This is a genomic window from Acidimicrobiales bacterium (assembly GCA_035533095.1).
Lineage (GTDB): Bacteria > Actinomycetota > Acidimicrobiia > Acidimicrobiales > Palsa-688 > DATLUM01.
In genome coordinates this window covers 1-14,594 of record DATLUM010000072.1, presented here as the reverse complement: position 1 = coordinate 14,594, position 14,594 = coordinate 1, and the positions used below count along the sequence as shown (strand labels likewise).

The 14,594-nt window shown below is 68.3% G+C and carries 13 protein-coding genes; 7 read left to right on the top strand and 6 right to left on the bottom strand.

What is annotated here, in order from left to right; all coding sequences use genetic code 11:
- Window positions 1–263: 263 nt before the first annotated feature.
- The gene (locus VNF71_09480) at window positions 264–800 is read right to left on the bottom strand and encodes a hypothetical protein (protein ID HVA74782.1); all 537 of its coding nucleotides are present in this window, start codon (window positions 798–800) and stop codon (window positions 264–266) included.
- Here VNF71_09480 and VNF71_09475 point away from each other — a divergent pair.
- Together VNF71_09475 and VNF71_09470 are read left to right on the top strand one after the other, a co-directional pair.
- Window positions 794–1,603, top strand: a complete 810-nt coding sequence (locus tag VNF71_09475; GenBank protein HVA74781.1) for an enoyl-CoA hydratase — start codon at window positions 794–796, stop codon at window positions 1,601–1,603. The two genes, VNF71_09480 and VNF71_09475, sit on opposite strands and share 7 nt — an antisense overlap.
- Window positions 1,600–2,463, top strand: coding sequence for an enoyl-CoA hydratase-related protein (locus tag VNF71_09470; protein ID HVA74780.1), 864 nt, complete (start codon window positions 1,600–1,602; stop codon window positions 2,461–2,463). The genes VNF71_09475 and VNF71_09470 overlap by 4 nt, the downstream gene beginning before the upstream one ends.
- 46 nt (window positions 2,464–2,509) lie before the next feature.
- Here the strand turns inward: VNF71_09470 and VNF71_09465 are convergent, their stop codons facing one another.
- Together VNF71_09465 and VNF71_09460 are read right to left on the bottom strand one after the other, a co-directional pair.
- The gene (locus VNF71_09465; GenBank protein HVA74779.1) at window positions 2,510–4,729 is read right to left on the bottom strand and encodes an MMPL family transporter; all 2,220 of its coding nucleotides are present in this window, start codon (window positions 4,727–4,729) and stop codon (window positions 2,510–2,512) included.
- 115 nt (window positions 4,730–4,844) lie between these two features.
- Entirely contained in the window at window positions 4,845–5,606 is a 762-nt protein-coding gene (locus VNF71_09460) for a glucose 1-dehydrogenase (protein HVA74778.1), read from the bottom strand.
- A 38-nt stretch (window positions 5,607–5,644) separates the two neighbouring features.
- Here VNF71_09460 and VNF71_09455 point away from each other — a divergent pair, with 38 nt between their 5' ends.
- On the top strand, window positions 5,645–5,809 hold the full coding sequence (locus VNF71_09455) for a hypothetical protein (GenBank protein HVA74777.1): 165 nt from the start codon (window positions 5,645–5,647) through the stop codon (window positions 5,807–5,809).
- Window positions 5,810–5,836: 27 nt separating this feature from the next.
- Here the strand turns inward: VNF71_09455 and VNF71_09450 are convergent, their stop codons facing one another.
- Window positions 5,837–6,865 carry an enoyl-CoA hydratase/isomerase family protein gene (locus VNF71_09450; GenBank protein ID HVA74776.1) on the bottom strand — a complete coding sequence of 343 codons (1,029 nt, stop codon included), beginning with the start codon at window positions 6,863–6,865 and terminating at the stop codon, window positions 5,837–5,839.
- Window positions 6,866–6,889: 24 nt separating this feature from the next.
- Here VNF71_09450 and VNF71_09445 point away from each other — a divergent pair, with 24 nt between their 5' ends.
- Complete coding sequence (locus tag VNF71_09445) at window positions 6,890–8,359, top strand: amidohydrolase family protein (GenBank protein HVA74775.1); 1,470 nt, start codon at window positions 6,890–6,892, stop codon at window positions 8,357–8,359.
- A 12-nt stretch (window positions 8,360–8,371) separates the two neighbouring features.
- Here the strand turns inward: VNF71_09445 and VNF71_09440 are convergent, their stop codons facing one another.
- Complete coding sequence (locus VNF71_09440) at window positions 8,372–9,634, bottom strand: CoA transferase (protein ID HVA74774.1); 1,263 nt, start codon at window positions 9,632–9,634, stop codon at window positions 8,372–8,374.
- Between the two features lie 105 nt (window positions 9,635–9,739).
- On the opposite strand from VNF71_09440, the gene VNF71_09435 reads away from it, so the two are divergent.
- From VNF71_09435 to VNF71_09425, 3 genes are read left to right on the top strand one after another with little or no spacing between them, the layout of a single operon-like run.
- Entirely contained in the window at window positions 9,740–10,501 is a 762-nt protein-coding gene (locus tag VNF71_09435) for an SDR family NAD(P)-dependent oxidoreductase (GenBank protein HVA74773.1), read from the top strand.
- Window positions 10,502–10,526: 25 nt separating this feature from the next.
- A complete protein-coding gene (locus tag VNF71_09430; GenBank protein HVA74772.1) occupies window positions 10,527–12,683 on the top strand; it encodes an acyl-CoA dehydrogenase in 2,157 nt (718 codons plus the stop codon).
- 10 nt (window positions 12,684–12,693) lie between these two features.
- Entirely contained in the window at window positions 12,694–14,214 is a 1,521-nt protein-coding gene (locus tag VNF71_09425) for a class I adenylate-forming enzyme family protein (protein HVA74771.1), read from the top strand.
- 8 nt (window positions 14,215–14,222) lie between these two features.
- Here VNF71_09425 and VNF71_09420 read toward each other — a convergent pair.
- On the bottom strand, window positions 14,223–14,594 hold a 372-nt coding region (locus VNF71_09420), incomplete at its 5' end, for an aldo/keto reductase (GenBank protein HVA74770.1).

Genomic DNA, 14,594 nt, shown 5'->3' with positions numbered 1-14,594 from the left:
TCGCGCGTTCTGACGGGGCGGCCGGCCCTTCGCTCTATAGGTTCGCCGGGCCGGCCGGGGTTTCCTTGAAGGGCTGCCTTGTTGGGCCGGCGGTTGGTGGGCGGTCGCGTGTTGGGCCGGCGGTTGCTGCTTGTGCCTGGTGCTCGAGTGGACGGAGTTCGCCTCTGTCCTCCTATGTCACGAGTCGCCCGACCGCCTCGGCCCCGCGCCCGCCCGACAGCGCCCCGGCCCGGTCGCTCGATCCCCGAGGCGACCCGCGCCCGCTATCCCCCGAGCACCACCGCGCCGGCGGATCGGTCCGGCGTCAGTCGCACCTCCACGGTGTCCCCCGGCCGATAGACGCCCACGAGCGAGCGCGGGATCGACTGGACCACCTCGAGGTCGAACGGCTCGCCGGCATCGACGCTGCTGCCGGCGCCGCTGTCAGCAGCGGTGCCGCCCGGCGCCCCCGCCTCAGTCGTAACTCGCAGCACGAAGCGAACCATCGGCTTCAGATCGAGGATGGTGCCCAGCAGACGTACCGACACGATCTCCGCCCGCCCCCGGACGCCGCTCGCCAGGATCTCCGAGGTGAGGACCGGCTTCGGGTCGCCCCGGTGCCTCCACGCCACGAACGGGATCACCAAGGCGGCGAGCGCGAAAGGCAGGAACACGAACAGGACGACCAGCGCCTGCGTCGGCGAGAGGCCGAACAACGAAGCGGTCAGAACCTGCGCCGTGAGGATGCCCTGGATACCGCGAGCGTAGGGCCGAGGAAGTGCTGTCCTGTTGTCGGCCCTGGCAGGATGACCGGGTGGCACAATCTGACCATGACGAACTGGTGCTGCTCGAGAGCAACGACGGCATCGCGACCGTAACCCTCAACCGGCCCGAGGCCCGCAACGCGCTCAGCTCGGCCCTGCGCCGGCGGCTGAGGGAGGTGATGGCGGCGATCGACTCCGATGACGCCGTGTCAGCCGTGATCCTCACCGGCGCAGACCCGGCGTTCTGCGCCGGCTTGGACCTCAAGGAGTTGAGCGAGCGGGGACGGCTCGACCAGGACCCCGACGATGCCGGAATCCAAGGGTTGCCTTGGGCTCCTCTGAAGAAGCCCCTCATCGGTGCGGTCAACGGGGTCGCTATCACAGGGGGCTTCGAGCTGGCGCTCAACTGCGACTTCCTGATCGCTTCGGAGCGAGCAGCCTTCGCCGACACGCACGCGAGGGTGGGGATACTCCCGGGCTGGGGCCTGTCAGTGTTGCTGCCTCAGCGGATCGGCTTCGCGATGGCCCGGCGCATGAGCTTCACCGGCGACTTCCTGCCGGCCCAACGTGCTCTCGAATGCGGTCTCGTCACCGAGGTGGTACCCCACGACGAGCTGCTTACCGCCGCTCGCCGCGCAGCAGCAGCGATCGTGTCCAACAATAAACCTGCTGTCGAGGCCCTCCTCGCCTCCTACCGCCGGATCGAGGCTGCTGCAGCCGGCGACGGCATGGCGCTCGAGGCCGCCGCGTCGCGGGACTGGGCGCGAGGCGGCGGGACCGAAGGTCTGGCGGAGCGGGTCGGCGGAGTGTTCGAACGCGGCAGATCTCAGATGCATTCAAGGGAGACGCAGAACCAATGACGGAAAATGGCAAGGCCTATTCGGTCATCATCGTCGACGACCCCGCGCCGGGGGTCCGCAGGATCACGATGAACCGCCCCGAGAAGCGCAACGCTCTGTTCCATCCGCTGAGGGGCGAGATACTCGAGGCCCTGCGCGAAGCGGACCAGGACACCTCCGTCAGGGTCAGCATTATCCGTGGAGCGGGCAAGTGTTTCTCGGCCGGATACGACCTTGGTGGCGGCAACGAAGGCCTCGACCTTCCGTTCTTCACCGCCGGCGGGGACGGGCAGTGGCCGCGACACGTCACGGAGGGCTGGATGAGCATCTGGGACCTGGCAAAGCCTGTCATCGCGCAGGTGCACGGCTACTGCCTCGCCGGCGGCAGCGAGCTGGCGTCGGGCTGCGACCTCGTCTATGTGGCGGAGGACGCGCAGATCGGCTACCCGGCTGTCCGCTTCGGGGTCCCCGATATGCACTTCCACGCGTGGACGATGGGGATGCGCAAGGCCATGGAGGCCATGCTGACCGGTGATTCGATGAGCGGGACGGAGGCCGTCGAGTACGGCTGGGCGAACGCGGCGTTCCCGGTCGACGAACTCGACGAGAAGGTGCTGGCCGTCGCCTCGAAGATCGCAAAGATCCCACCCGACGTGGTTCAGATCAACAAGCGGGTCGTGCACCGCCAGATGGAGGTGATGGGGCTGCGGACCGGAATCCGGATTGGGACCGAGCTCTGTGCGCTGGGCACCCACCAAAAGACGCTGCGCACCTTCGTCACCGAGATGCAGCAGGGCCTCACGGATGCGCTAACCAAGCGCGACACCCCCTTCGGCGATTACCGCACCGCGGAGAACCAGCCGTCCCAACCGGCGGGGTGACCTCTGGGCCCGCGGGGTGGTTCTCCTGTAGCGGCAACGAGGCCGGCTAGCGGCTGATCAGCTTGCCGGGCCCTTGGGTGCCCGCGTCGGTCGGCGCCGCTACCGCTTCCACGTGCGGCACCTCCAACCCGATGTGAGGAAACAGGCGATCCAAGAAGCGGGGGAACCACCAGTTGGCTTCCCTGGTGAGCAACATCACCGCCGGCACGATCGCCATGCGGATCATCACCGCGTCGATGAGGATACCCGCGGCCAGACCCAGGCCGAACTCCTTGATGACCACCTGGCCGCCGAGGACGAACGACCCGAACACCAGGATCATGATCAACGCGGCCGCAGTGATCGTCTTGCCCGTGGCGGCCAGACCGCGCTGCACTGCGTCGCCGTTGTTGCCCGTTCGCAGCCGTTCTTCGTGGATCCTCGTGACGAGGAACACCTGGTAGTCCATCGACAACCCGAACAGGATGGCGAAGAGCATCACCGGCAGGAATGCCTCGACCGGCCCGGGCCGGTTCACGCCGATGATCGAACCCGCCCAGTCCCAACCGAAGACAGCCACGACGACGCCGAACGCCGCCCCGATCGAAAGCATGTTCATCGCGGCGGATATCAACGGCACGACGAGACTGCGGAAGACCAGTGCCAGCAACAGGAACGACAGCAGCACAACAGCAGCGATGAACACCGGCAGCTTGTTCGACAAGACGTGCGCGAAGTCGACAAAGATCGCGGTCGTCCCGCCGACGTAGGCGGTGACGTGCGAGCCGGCCAGGGCCCTGGGGAGCGTCTGAGTGCGCAGCTGGCTGATCAGCCGGGTGGTCGCGGCGTCCTGAGGTGCGCTCGAGGGGTACACCTGCAGGAGCGCCACCTGGCTGCCGCCGCGGCCGGGGACGACGAGCGGAGTGGACGTTCCTGCCACGTCGCGCTGGTCCTTGATATCAGCGACGGCACGGTCGAAGGCGGCACGGTCGCCAGGAGCATGCAGGACGGACACGACCTGGAGGGGCCCGTTGAACCCGGGACCGAACCCTCGGGCGAGGAGGTCGTAAGCGTCGCGGGTCGTGGTGCCGCGTGGGTCGTTGCCCTGGTCCGACGAACCGAGGCGCATCGAGAAGAACGGGAGTGCGACGAGCACCACCAGGCCGAGAGCGATCAGCGCGGGAAGGATCGGGTGCCCGCGTACGAACCCGGCCCAGCGGACCCAGAAACCTCTGGATCCGGTGCCGACGATCCTCGGGCCGTTCAGCGCGAGGCCGCGCTTCTGGCGTCGTGACATCACCCTGGGGCCGATGAAACCAAGGAGCGCCGGCAGGAGCGTCAGCGCCGCGATCATCGTGAGCGCCACGCCGATCGCGGCGGACACCGCCATGCCGTACAGGAAGCTGACGCCGAGGGCGAACATCCCCAGCAACGCGATGCACACGATGATGCCTGCGAACATGACGGCGCGACCGGAGGTGTTGACAGCCTCGACGATCGACGTCTCGACGTCCCGCCCGGCCATGAGCCCTTGGCGGTGGCGAGTGACGATGAACAGCGCGTAGTCGACACCGACACCGAGGCCGATGAGCAGCACGAGCTGGTCGGCGAACTGGGGCATCTTCATCACGTGCGACAGGAGTCCGATGAGCCCGATCGCCGTGCCCAGCGAGACCAGTGCGGACAACAGAGGCAACGCCATGGCGAACACCGACCCGAACACGAGCAACAGGACCACGCCCGCGAGGAGGATCCCGAGCCCCGTGCCGCTCAGCGCCGGCCTGTTGCTCTGCTCCCCCAGCTGACCCGAGACCGCTACGTGGACTCCCGGTGCGTCAGCGGAGCGAGCCGTGTGGACGAAGTCCTTCGCGATGCTGGAGAGGCTCTGCGGCTGTTCGTCGAACGTAACGGTGGCGAACGCGATGATTCCGTCTTTGCTCACCTGATCGGCGCCGGCGGCCTCGTACGGGGAGAGCACATTGGTCACGTGCGGGAACTTCCGGATGGCGGCGAGCATCGCGTCGACCCTGGCCTCGACGGGCGCGTCGGTGACCTTGGCCGGCGGAGTTGTCGCGATGACGATGCGTTCCACGTCGCCGGAGGCTCGAGGCAGGATGGACTGCAGGAGGCGTATGGCTTCGGTCGACTGCGTCTTCGGCAAATCGAAGTTGTTGGAGTAGCGGGTGCCGGCGGCGTGCGAGATGCCGCTGACGACCACGAGGATGGCAAGCCAGCACAACACCACTACGCGTCGGTGCCGGACGCACCATTGTGCGAGGGGGCGCATCAGTTACAGGGCTCCTGGAAGCTTTGAACCGGGGGGACTACAAGGGTCCCAGAAAACGGACCTCGAAGCCAGCCGGTGAGAGAGCCGGTTGGTACCGGACGTCCTTCCCACGTGTTCAGCTGGTCAGGAGGCCTCCGTCGACAGGCAGTACGGTGCCAGTTACGTACGCGCCGGCTTTGCTGGCGAGGAACACGAGAGCCGCCGCGAGCTCGCGAGGGTCGCCCGCGCGTCCCACCAGAACGCGGGACATCTGCGAGTCGAGGTAGCCAGGCGTGTACTGGTCGGTCATCTCGGACTCGAAGAACCCCGGGGCCAGGGCGTTGACCCGGATGCCCTTGCGACCCGTCCATTGCTGGGCGAGGTCACGCGTCAGACCGATGAGGCCGGCCTTGCTCGAGGCGTAGGCCGCCTGGGGGAGTCCGGCGGTCGTCAGACCCAGGATGCTTGAGATGTTGACTATCGAGCTGCCCGGTTTCATCACCCGCCCGCACGCCTGAGCCATCCAGTAGCAGCCGTTGAGATTGACGTCTATGACCTCGCGGAACTGCTCGGGGGTCTCGCGGGTAGCCGGGTAGGCAGTGCCGATGCCGGCGTTGTTGACGAGAATGTCGACCCGGCCGAACTCGTCCATCGTGGACCGGACCAGGATCTGGCAGTCGTCGGGCTTGGAGACGTCGGTTTGGACCGCGATGGCCCGCCGGCCGAGCCTGGTGACTTGTTCGGCCGTGTCTTTCAGCTTGTCGACCCTGCGTGCTCCGAGTGCCACATCCGCCCCTGCTTCCGCCAGGGCGATTGCGAACGCAACCCCGAGGCCGGAGGATGCGCCGGTGACAATTGCCACCTTGCCTTCGAGGCTGAACATGTCGAGGATCGTCACGGCGGGTGACACTAGGCGGGCGAGCGTAGGTCCGGCCCATGGAGAAGCGCCCGGAAGAGATAACTGACGACGAGTTCATCGGGCACCTCAGGGAGGACGCCCGCAAGGTCAGGGGATCGTCGCCGGCGGAGGACGATGCCGGCCTTGACCTTCACCCCGTGGGGGACAAGGACTTTGAGCCGGGGATGGGCATGGGGGACTAGCGGCGCCGCCGGCGCGCCGCCGCCCGCTCACGCCGGCACTATCTCGTCGACGAGACCCCACAGAAGCGCCGTTTCCGCGTCCAGTTCGTGCCCTGCCAGCGCGAGCAGGGCCGTTCGCTGCCTGCCGATGCGGCGGGGAATGCTCGCTGTGCCACCCGCGCCCGGGATCAACCCCATGCTCACCTCCGGCAAGCGGAAGGTGGTGCCGGGGTCGGCCAGGACCCGCCCGGCGAATGCCGGCAACTCCACTCCGGCCCCGACGCACGCTCCGTGGACATGCGCGACGAGCCTGGAGGCGATGGCGTGGGAGTGATACCCGGCGCTGCGCGCCATCCGGATCTGGTGCGCGGTGGCGGGATCCGCGACCTCACCGAACTCAGATAGGTCGCCCCCGCTGCAGAAGCTCGGGCCGCTGCCCCGAAGGTGCACCTCCGTGATCGTCGGGTCGCTCGCTGCCAGTTCGAGTGCAGCCACGAGACTGTCGCGCATGCCGGCGCTGTAGGCGTTGCGCCGCGCGGGCCGGTCGAGGACTATCTCGAGCAGGTCGCCGGAGCGGCTCACGCGAACGGGCGGTGAGCCGTCCGGGTCGGTGCGGCGGCGCCGGTTCGATGCGAGCCAGTCGCGATGCTCGGCGCCGCCTTGGAGCGCTGCGTACGCGATCGACTCGGTTAGCAGGTCCCTTTCGACGTCTCCGCTGTGGATCCGCAGCACCTGCGCCAGGGTCGTAGCGGCTTGCGGGCATTCGGCGATCGCCGCTGCGATAGTGCCGAGGTCCCGGAGCGGCCCTGCCAAAGGATCGATCCGAGCCGCTGCCGCGCTGAGGTAGACGTCGGCGCCGCCGGGTGGCTGGGTTGCGTTGGTGCTGACGGCGATGACCACGCATGGCCACATAGCCGGCGGTCGCAGTGGTTCTCCGCTTGTCTCGCCCTTCACCGGCCGCGTGTCCAGATCCACGACGACGACGGGAGGGTCCGGGATCGCCTCGGCGCCTGCCGACCCGGACCGGACGGCGCCGATGAGGGCCGCGGCCTCGTCGAACGGCACGGGCTCGACCATCGCACGGAGCGTACATTGCGAGCGGTGCGCGGCGACCTTGTGATCCGGCGGACACGGTTGGGAGATCGGCCCGACGGCAAACCAGTCGATGTCCGGATTGCTGGAGGGCGGATAGCGGAGATCGACGCCGCCATTGGGCGGGAAGCCGGCCAGGAGGAGCTCGACGCCGCCGGCGGATGGCTCATCCCAGGTCTTCACGACCACCACATTCATCTGCGTGCGCTTGCTGCGTCGCTGTCATCTGTCGTGGTCGGGCCGCCAGAGGTCACCGATCTCGCTGGGCTCGCGGAGGCACTCGGTCGCGCGCGCCGGACCGCCGATGCCGGATGGATACGCGCCGTCGGCTACCACGAGTCGGTCGCGGGCGACCTCGAGCGGGAGGTGTTGGACCGCTTGGTCCCCGACCGGCCGCTCAGGGTGCAGCACCGCAGCGGCGTTCTGTGGGTTTTGAACTCGCCCGCGCTCGAGATCGTGGGAGCTGACTCGGAGTACGGGCAAGGGATCGAACGCGACAGCAGGGGACGTCCCACTGGCCGGCTTTGGCGAATGGACGCGTGGCTCTCGGCGAGGACGGTCGCGCTGCCCGAGCGCGAGCTGACGGATCGCCTCGGTGAACTGAGCCGTGAGGCGGCGGCTCTCGGCGTGACCGGTTGGACCGACGCGACCCCGGAACGCAGCGACGCTGACACGAGGCTGCTGGCGGCGTCGGCCTCCGACGGTGTGGTCTGCCAGCGCCTGCACCTGATGGTCCGGGCGGATGCCGATTCCGCCGGGCCCGATGTCGCCGGGCCCGCCGCCGGCGGCGGGCCGGCCGGGTGCGATCGGGTCTCGGCCGGAGCCGTCAAGGTGATCCTCGACGACTTCGATCTACCGGCCATCGGGTCACTGTCGCGGACCTTCCGCTGCGCGCACAGGGGCGGCCGGCCAGTCGCGGTCCACTGCGTCACGCGGACGCAACTGGTCCTGGCCCTCGTGGCACTCGAGGAGGCCGGCGGCCCCTTCGGACACGACCGCATCGAGCACGGCGCGGTAATCCCGTTCGAGATCATCCCGCAACTCAAGCGGCTCGGCGTGACGGTCGTGACCCAGCCGAACTTCGTTTCCGAGCGGGGTGACGAATACCTCCGATCGGTCGAGCCCAACGAATCGGAGAACCTCTGGCGCGCGGGTTCCTTGTCGCGAGCAGGGGTTGCGGTTGCTGCCGGCACTGATGCCCCTTTCGGCGGCAGCGACCCCTGGGCGGCCATCCGGGCGGCGGTGTCGCGGCGCACAGCATCGGGAGCCCGTCTCGGCCCACAGGAGCGCGTCGGGCTTCCTGAAGCGCTCAGCTGGTGGTTGGGGACGGGCGCGGAACCTGCCATGCCGCGACGGGTGAAGGTCGGTGAGGTGGCGGACCTCGCGATCCTGCCTTCACCTGTTGCGAAGGTGGCAGCTGCGGAGGGTCCGCCGGCGGTGATCGCCACCGTGGTCTGCGGCCGGGTCGTGCATGGCTGAGAGCGAACCTGTTCAGACCCAGTCGAGAGTTGGGGGGCGGGCGGCGACGGGTTCCACGAGGTCGCCTTGGTGCACGACCCAACCCTCGCCGGAGCGATCGACGGTAATCCCGTGCTGTCGCGGATCCGGTTCGCCGCCGGCCGCCGCCCAAGCAGCGGCGCCGCTCAGGGAGACATCCAGAAGGTGCCCGCCCCCTTCGGCGAGGCAGCGGAGCACCGCCAACGCCCCGACGAGTCCCGTGACGGGGTCTGCTACGGCGTCGCCGCAGAACGCCGCCATGCCGCTCTCGTCGCGGCAGTGGAGGCCGCCCGCGACGGCGCAGTCGTCACCGAAACCGGTCCATTCGCGCGAAGTGCTTGTGCGCCCGTGGCCGGTGATGCTCAACCAAACCTGCCCGGCGGCTCCGCGCAGCTGATCGGGTGCGAGACCGATCTGTTCGAGAGCGCGCGGTCTTGACGACTCGATCACGACGTCCGCGGATTCCAGCAACTCGCTCAGCGTCTGTCGGCCGGACTCCGACGTGAAGTCCACCTGTTCGGTCTTCTCGCCCACAGGGTGTATCCAGGAGTAGAACTCTGGTCGCTGCCTGGCGGCGTCGGGTCGTGCGGGGTCTTCCACCTTGATGAGATGTGCTCCTGATTCGGCCAGCACGCGGGCGGCAACGGGCCCGGCCCACAGGGAGGAGAGATCGACAACGGTCCAGCCCCCATTGAGCGCCGGAGTGGTTGGCTCCCCGCGGCGCGTGACGACGTAGGCGGGGCCGGACGGGCGTTCCCCTGCCATCGAAGCTGCCAGCCCGAGCAGTCGGGCGCGCCCGACGAACTCGGCTGCAGGCATCGACGCGGCCAGGGTCGCCGCTGCATCCCATGGACCATCCTCTGCGGCGGGGTCGAGGGTCAGAGCCGGCACGAGGGACAAATCGTCCCGACGGGGGAGGTTCAATGCCACCTCGCCGTCGCCGGCGGTGATCAGTCGGCACGAGCCGTTGGCCGACGTACGCCCCTTGCCGGCAAGCCCGAGGATGGCAGCACGACCGGACAGCGCAGCCTCCCATCTGACCCTTACAGGGCGGCCCCTAGCGGCGGTCAGCCGAGCGATCTCCTCGGCGACGGCGGTCAGCCTGGTCGCCGCGCCCAGTGGTGGAAGAAGCGGCGGGCCGGTCGGGTTCCCGTTCAGCGCCATGACGCCGGAGCGGGCCCACGCGCGTGCCGCCTGCCAGGAGTCGACGGCGTCGTCCGAGGGGTCTGCAGCTGCGGCTGGCGTGTTGGCTCGCATGCCGCGATGGTAGGGGTGGCTGGCTCGCTGTCTCGATTAGCCCGTCTCGATGAAGTGTCAATAGGCTGCCGCGCAATTCGGCTCAGTCTTTCCAGGGGAGGCTCGATGGAGATCAAGGGGAGCCGCGCGGTAATCGTCGGCGGCGCTTCGGGCATGGCGCGGGCGTCTGCCGAGCTGCTTCGTTCGAAGGGCGCTTCGGTCGCGATCCTCGATCTTCCGACCTCTGGGGGAGCAGAGGTCGCTGCCGGCCTCGAGGCGACGTTCCACCCGCTCGACGTGATGGACGAAGGGACAGTCGAAGCGGCCCTTTCCGAAGCGGTAGCTGTGCTCGGCGGCCTCGACATAGCCGTGAACACGGCCGGCGGAGGCATCGCCAAGCGAACTCTCACTAAGGAGGGCCCACACCCGCTGGACCAGTTCCGGCGGGTCATCGAGCTCAACCTTGTCGCCACCTTCAACCTCAACCGGTTGCAGGCGTTCCACATGTCGAGCAATGAGCCAAACGACGACGGTGAGCGTGGCGTCATCATCGACACCTCCTCGATCGCCGCTTTTGAAGGGCAGATCGGCCAGGTTGCCTACACCGCCGCCAAGGCGGGAATCGCAGGGATGATGCTCACGATGGCGCGCGACCTCGGCAGCCTGGGCATCAGGGTCGTTGCGATAGCACCGAGCCTCTTCGCCACCGGGATCACCAAGGGCATCCCGGATCAGTTCGCGGACGTTCTGACCAAGGACGCCGCATTCCCGAAGCGCATGGGCCGCCCAGAGGAATACGCCCGGCTGGTTCAGGCGATCGTGGAGACCCCGATGCTCAACGGCTCGACCATCCGCTTGGATGCGGGGCAACGGTTCGGCCCTAAATGACAGTTAGAAAGCAGGACCCGAAAAGATGTCGATAGCGATCACTGACGACCACCGGGCGCTTGGATCGACCGTCTCGGACTTCCTCGCGAGGAACAAGGCTCGCGGCTACGCGCGTGAATTGCTCACTTCGCAGACCGAGCTACTGCCTCCCTTCTGGGAGGATCTCGCCGCTCTGGGATGGCTTGGCCTGCATCTGCCGGAAGACCACGGCGGTTCCGGCTTCGGCTTGGAGGAACTCATCGTGGTGGTCGAGGAGGCCGGCCGGGCGGTGTGCCCCGGTCCGCTGGTGCCGACCCTGGTTGCGAGCGCGGTGATCGAAGCCGTCGCCGACAAGGAGGTGGCAGCACGGCTGGTCCCGGGTCTCGCGAGTGGCGCAGCCGTGGGTGCGTTCGGGCTCGGTGGTTCCGTCAGGGTCGCCGGTGGAAAGGCCAGTGGCGACGCTGGGCTCGTGCTCGGGGCCGGCCTCGCCGACATCGTGGTGATCCCTAGCGGCGCCGACATTGTCATCGTCGACAAGCGCGACGGCGGAGTCGACGTCTCGGTCCCCGCCAATCTGGATCCGGCCCGTAGGTCGGGTCGGGTGACCCTCCGGGATGCGAGCGCCGAGGTGGTGGCAGGGGCTCGCTCGAAGCTGGTGGACATCGCACGCCTGATCCTCGCCGCAGAGGCAACGGGCGTCGCGCGCGAGTGTACCGAGATGGCCAGCGAATATGCCAAGGCGCGCATCCAGTTCGGGCGGCCGATCGCGACATACCAGGCGGTGAAGCACCACTGCTCGAACATGCTCGTCGCCACGGAGTTGGCGACCGCGGCGGTGTGGGACGCGGCTCGTGCAGGGCACGGCGACCCGGCTCAGTTCAGCTACGCCTCCGCCGTGGCGGCCTCTCTCGGTGTCGAGGCGGCGGACCAGAACTCGCAGCTGAACATCCAGGTGCACGGCGGGATCGGGTTCACCTGGGAGCACGACGCGCACCTGTTCCAGCGGCGCGCGAATGCCATCGCGGCGATCATCGACGCCGAGACCGCCGCGCGTGACGTGACCGATCTCGTGCGCAGGGGCGTGCGGCGCGAGCGCACCGTCGACCTGCCTCCCGAGGCGGAGCAGATTCGCGACGATGTGAGGGCGTTCGCAGCAACGTTGAGCGGCCTCGACGATGCCGAGGCGCGAGAGAAGATGATCGAAGCGGGCTACGCCATGCCGCACTGGCCCAAGCCCTGGGGCAGAGCGGCGGGCGCTGTGGAGCAGCTGGTAATCGAGCAGGAGTTCTCGGCCGCTGGCGTGAAGCGACCGGCCTACGGCATCACCGGCTGGGTGATCCTCACGCTCATCCAGCACGCCACCGAGGACCAGGTGAAGCGCTGGGTGCGCCCCGCGCTCAACCAGGAGCTGATCTGGTGCCAGCTGTTCAGCGAGCCGGACGCGGGATCCGACGCCGCCGGGATCAAGACAAGGGGCACCCGCGTCGAGGGCGGCTGGGTCGTCAACGGGCAGAAGGTGTGGACGAGCGGTGCCCATCTGGCGCGTTACGGGTTCGCCACGGTGCGGACCAATCCGGAGGCCCCCAAGCATCAGGGCATCACGACGATGGTCATCGACATGAAGGCGCAGGGTGTCGAAGTCCGGCCTCTCAAGCAGGTGACGGGCGCGTCGGACTTCAACGAGGTGTTCTTCAACGACGTGTTCGTCCCCGACGACGATGTGGTCGGTCCGGTCGACGGCGGATGGACGGTCGCCCGCGCGACCCTCGGCAACGAGAGCGTGAGCATCGGTGGCGGGCAGGGCGGTGCCGCCCTGCCGATCGACACCTTCATCGGCCCGCTCGACGCACATCCGGAGCGGCTTCCAGGAGGTCCCGGCCGTGTCGGCAGACTGGTGTCCCGAATGCAGGGAATGGACATGCTCAACCTCCGTAGTGCGCACCGCGCGGTCGCGGGCGGCGGACCGGGGCCGGAAGGCAACGTGACCAAGTTGGTGCTGTCGGAGAACGGGCACGAGTCGGCAGCGATCCTCGCCGCGCTCGCCGGACCCGACCTAGCGTTCACCGATGGCGATGGAGCCCTGGCCGCTTCGATGGTGCTGATGCACCGCGCGATGTCCATCGCCGGTGGCACGTCCGAGATCAAGCGCAACCAGATCGCCGAACGGATACTCGGCCTTCCCAGGGATCCCCTGATCAACTGATCACCTGCCTGTGAACATCTCGCTGCTGCTGGAAATGGTCTCGGACGCCGCCCCCGACCGGGTGATGCTGGGCGCGCGGGGCGGGGGCGGCATGACCGCCGGCGGTTTGCGCCAGCTTTGCGACGATAGGGCGGCGTGGCTGTGTGCCCGGGGTGTCCGGCGCGTGGGCTTCCTCGGCTTGAACTCGCCGGCGTTTCCCGCCGTCCTGTTGAGTGCGGCACGATCGGGTGCGCCGTTCGCCCCGCTGAACTTCAGGCTTCCCGATGCCCAGCTACGCGGCCTGATGGAGCGGATCGCCCCGGCTGTAGTGGTCGTCGACGCGGACATGGCCGAGCGCGCCGGTGGGATCGACGGGGTCGAGGTGGTAACCACCGACCGGTTCATCGCCGGCGGGCCGGTCTTCGAGGCCCGGGGACAAGCCGGTGACACCGAGCTGCCGTTCGTCGACCCCGATCAGGTCGCCGTCGTGCTGTTCACCAGCGGCACGACCGGACAGCCCAAGGCGGCGCTGCTGCGCCACCGGCATCTGACCTCGTATGTCCTGTCCACCGTCGAGTTCCTGGGAGCCGGTGAGGACGAGGCGCAGCTGGTCAGCGTTCCCGCATATCACGTAGCCGGCGTGGCGGGGGCCTTGAGCTCGCTGTACTCGGGCAGGCGTGTGGTGTACCTGCCTGTCTTCGACCCGCAACGATGGGTCGAAGTCGCGCGATCGGAGGCGGTGACACAGGCGATGGTCGTGCCGACGATGCTGGAGCGGATCGTCGACACTCTGTCTGGTGATGCGGCGGGGCTGCCGTCGCTGCGTCATCTCGCCTACGGGGGAGGCCGCGCCCCGGTGGCACTGGTCGAACGGGCGATCGGCTTGCTGCCACACGTGAGCTTCGTCAACGCCTACGGGCTGACGGAGACGAGCTCGACGATCGCTGCGCTGACACCCGAGGATCACCGCGAGTGCGTCGCCAGCGAAGACCCAGCGGTGAGGCGCCGGCTGGGTTCGGTAGGGCGGCCCCTGCCGTCGGTCGAGGTGGAGATCCGCGATCCCGGCGGGACGGCCCTACCGCCGGGGCAGCGCGGCGAGATCTACGTACGCGGTGAACAGGTCGCGGGCGAGTATGAGACAGGTTCGGTCCTCGGCCACGACGGGTGGTTCCCGACCCGCGACGCGGGATGGTTGGACGACGAAGGTTTCCTGTTCCTCGACGGACGCCTCGACGACGTGATCGTCAGAGGTGGGGAGAACCTCTCGCCAGGGGAGATCGAGGAGACACTCCTGGCCCACCCGGCCGTAGCCGAGGCGGTCGTGGTCGGGATTCCTGATCCGGAGTGGGGTGAAGCCGTCGCGGCGGCAGTGGTGTTCCGTCCGGGCCGGACCGCGACAGTCGAGGAATTGAAATCGTTCGCGAAGGAGCGGCTGCGGTCGACCAAGACCCCCCAGGTGATCCAGGTCCGCGACAACATGCCCTACAACGAGACAGGCAAGCTCCTCCGTCGTGTCATCAAGGACTCCATCGCCGGGGTGCAGACCGCTTAGCCCACAGGTCAGCCGAAGCCGACAACCGGGTGAGCGACGTACGGCTCCTCGAGCAGCGCGATCTCTTCAGCACTCAGGTGTAGGTCGATTGCCGCGACGGCGTCGTCGAGGTGGTGCATCTTCGTTGCGCCGACGATGGGCGCCGTCACCGGTGGCTTGTGCATGACCCACGCGAGAGCGACTTGTGCGGCGGGGACGCCGCGCTCGGACGCCACCCGGTCCACGCGTTCGACGATTGCGCGGTCCGCTTCGAGCTGACCGTAGAGGGAGCGGCCGAACTCGTCCGTCTCGGAGCGCTCCGTCGAAGTCTCCCAGGGCCGGGTCAGCCGGCCCCTCGCCAGCGGGCTCCACGGTATGACTCCGATCCCCTCGTCCTCGCA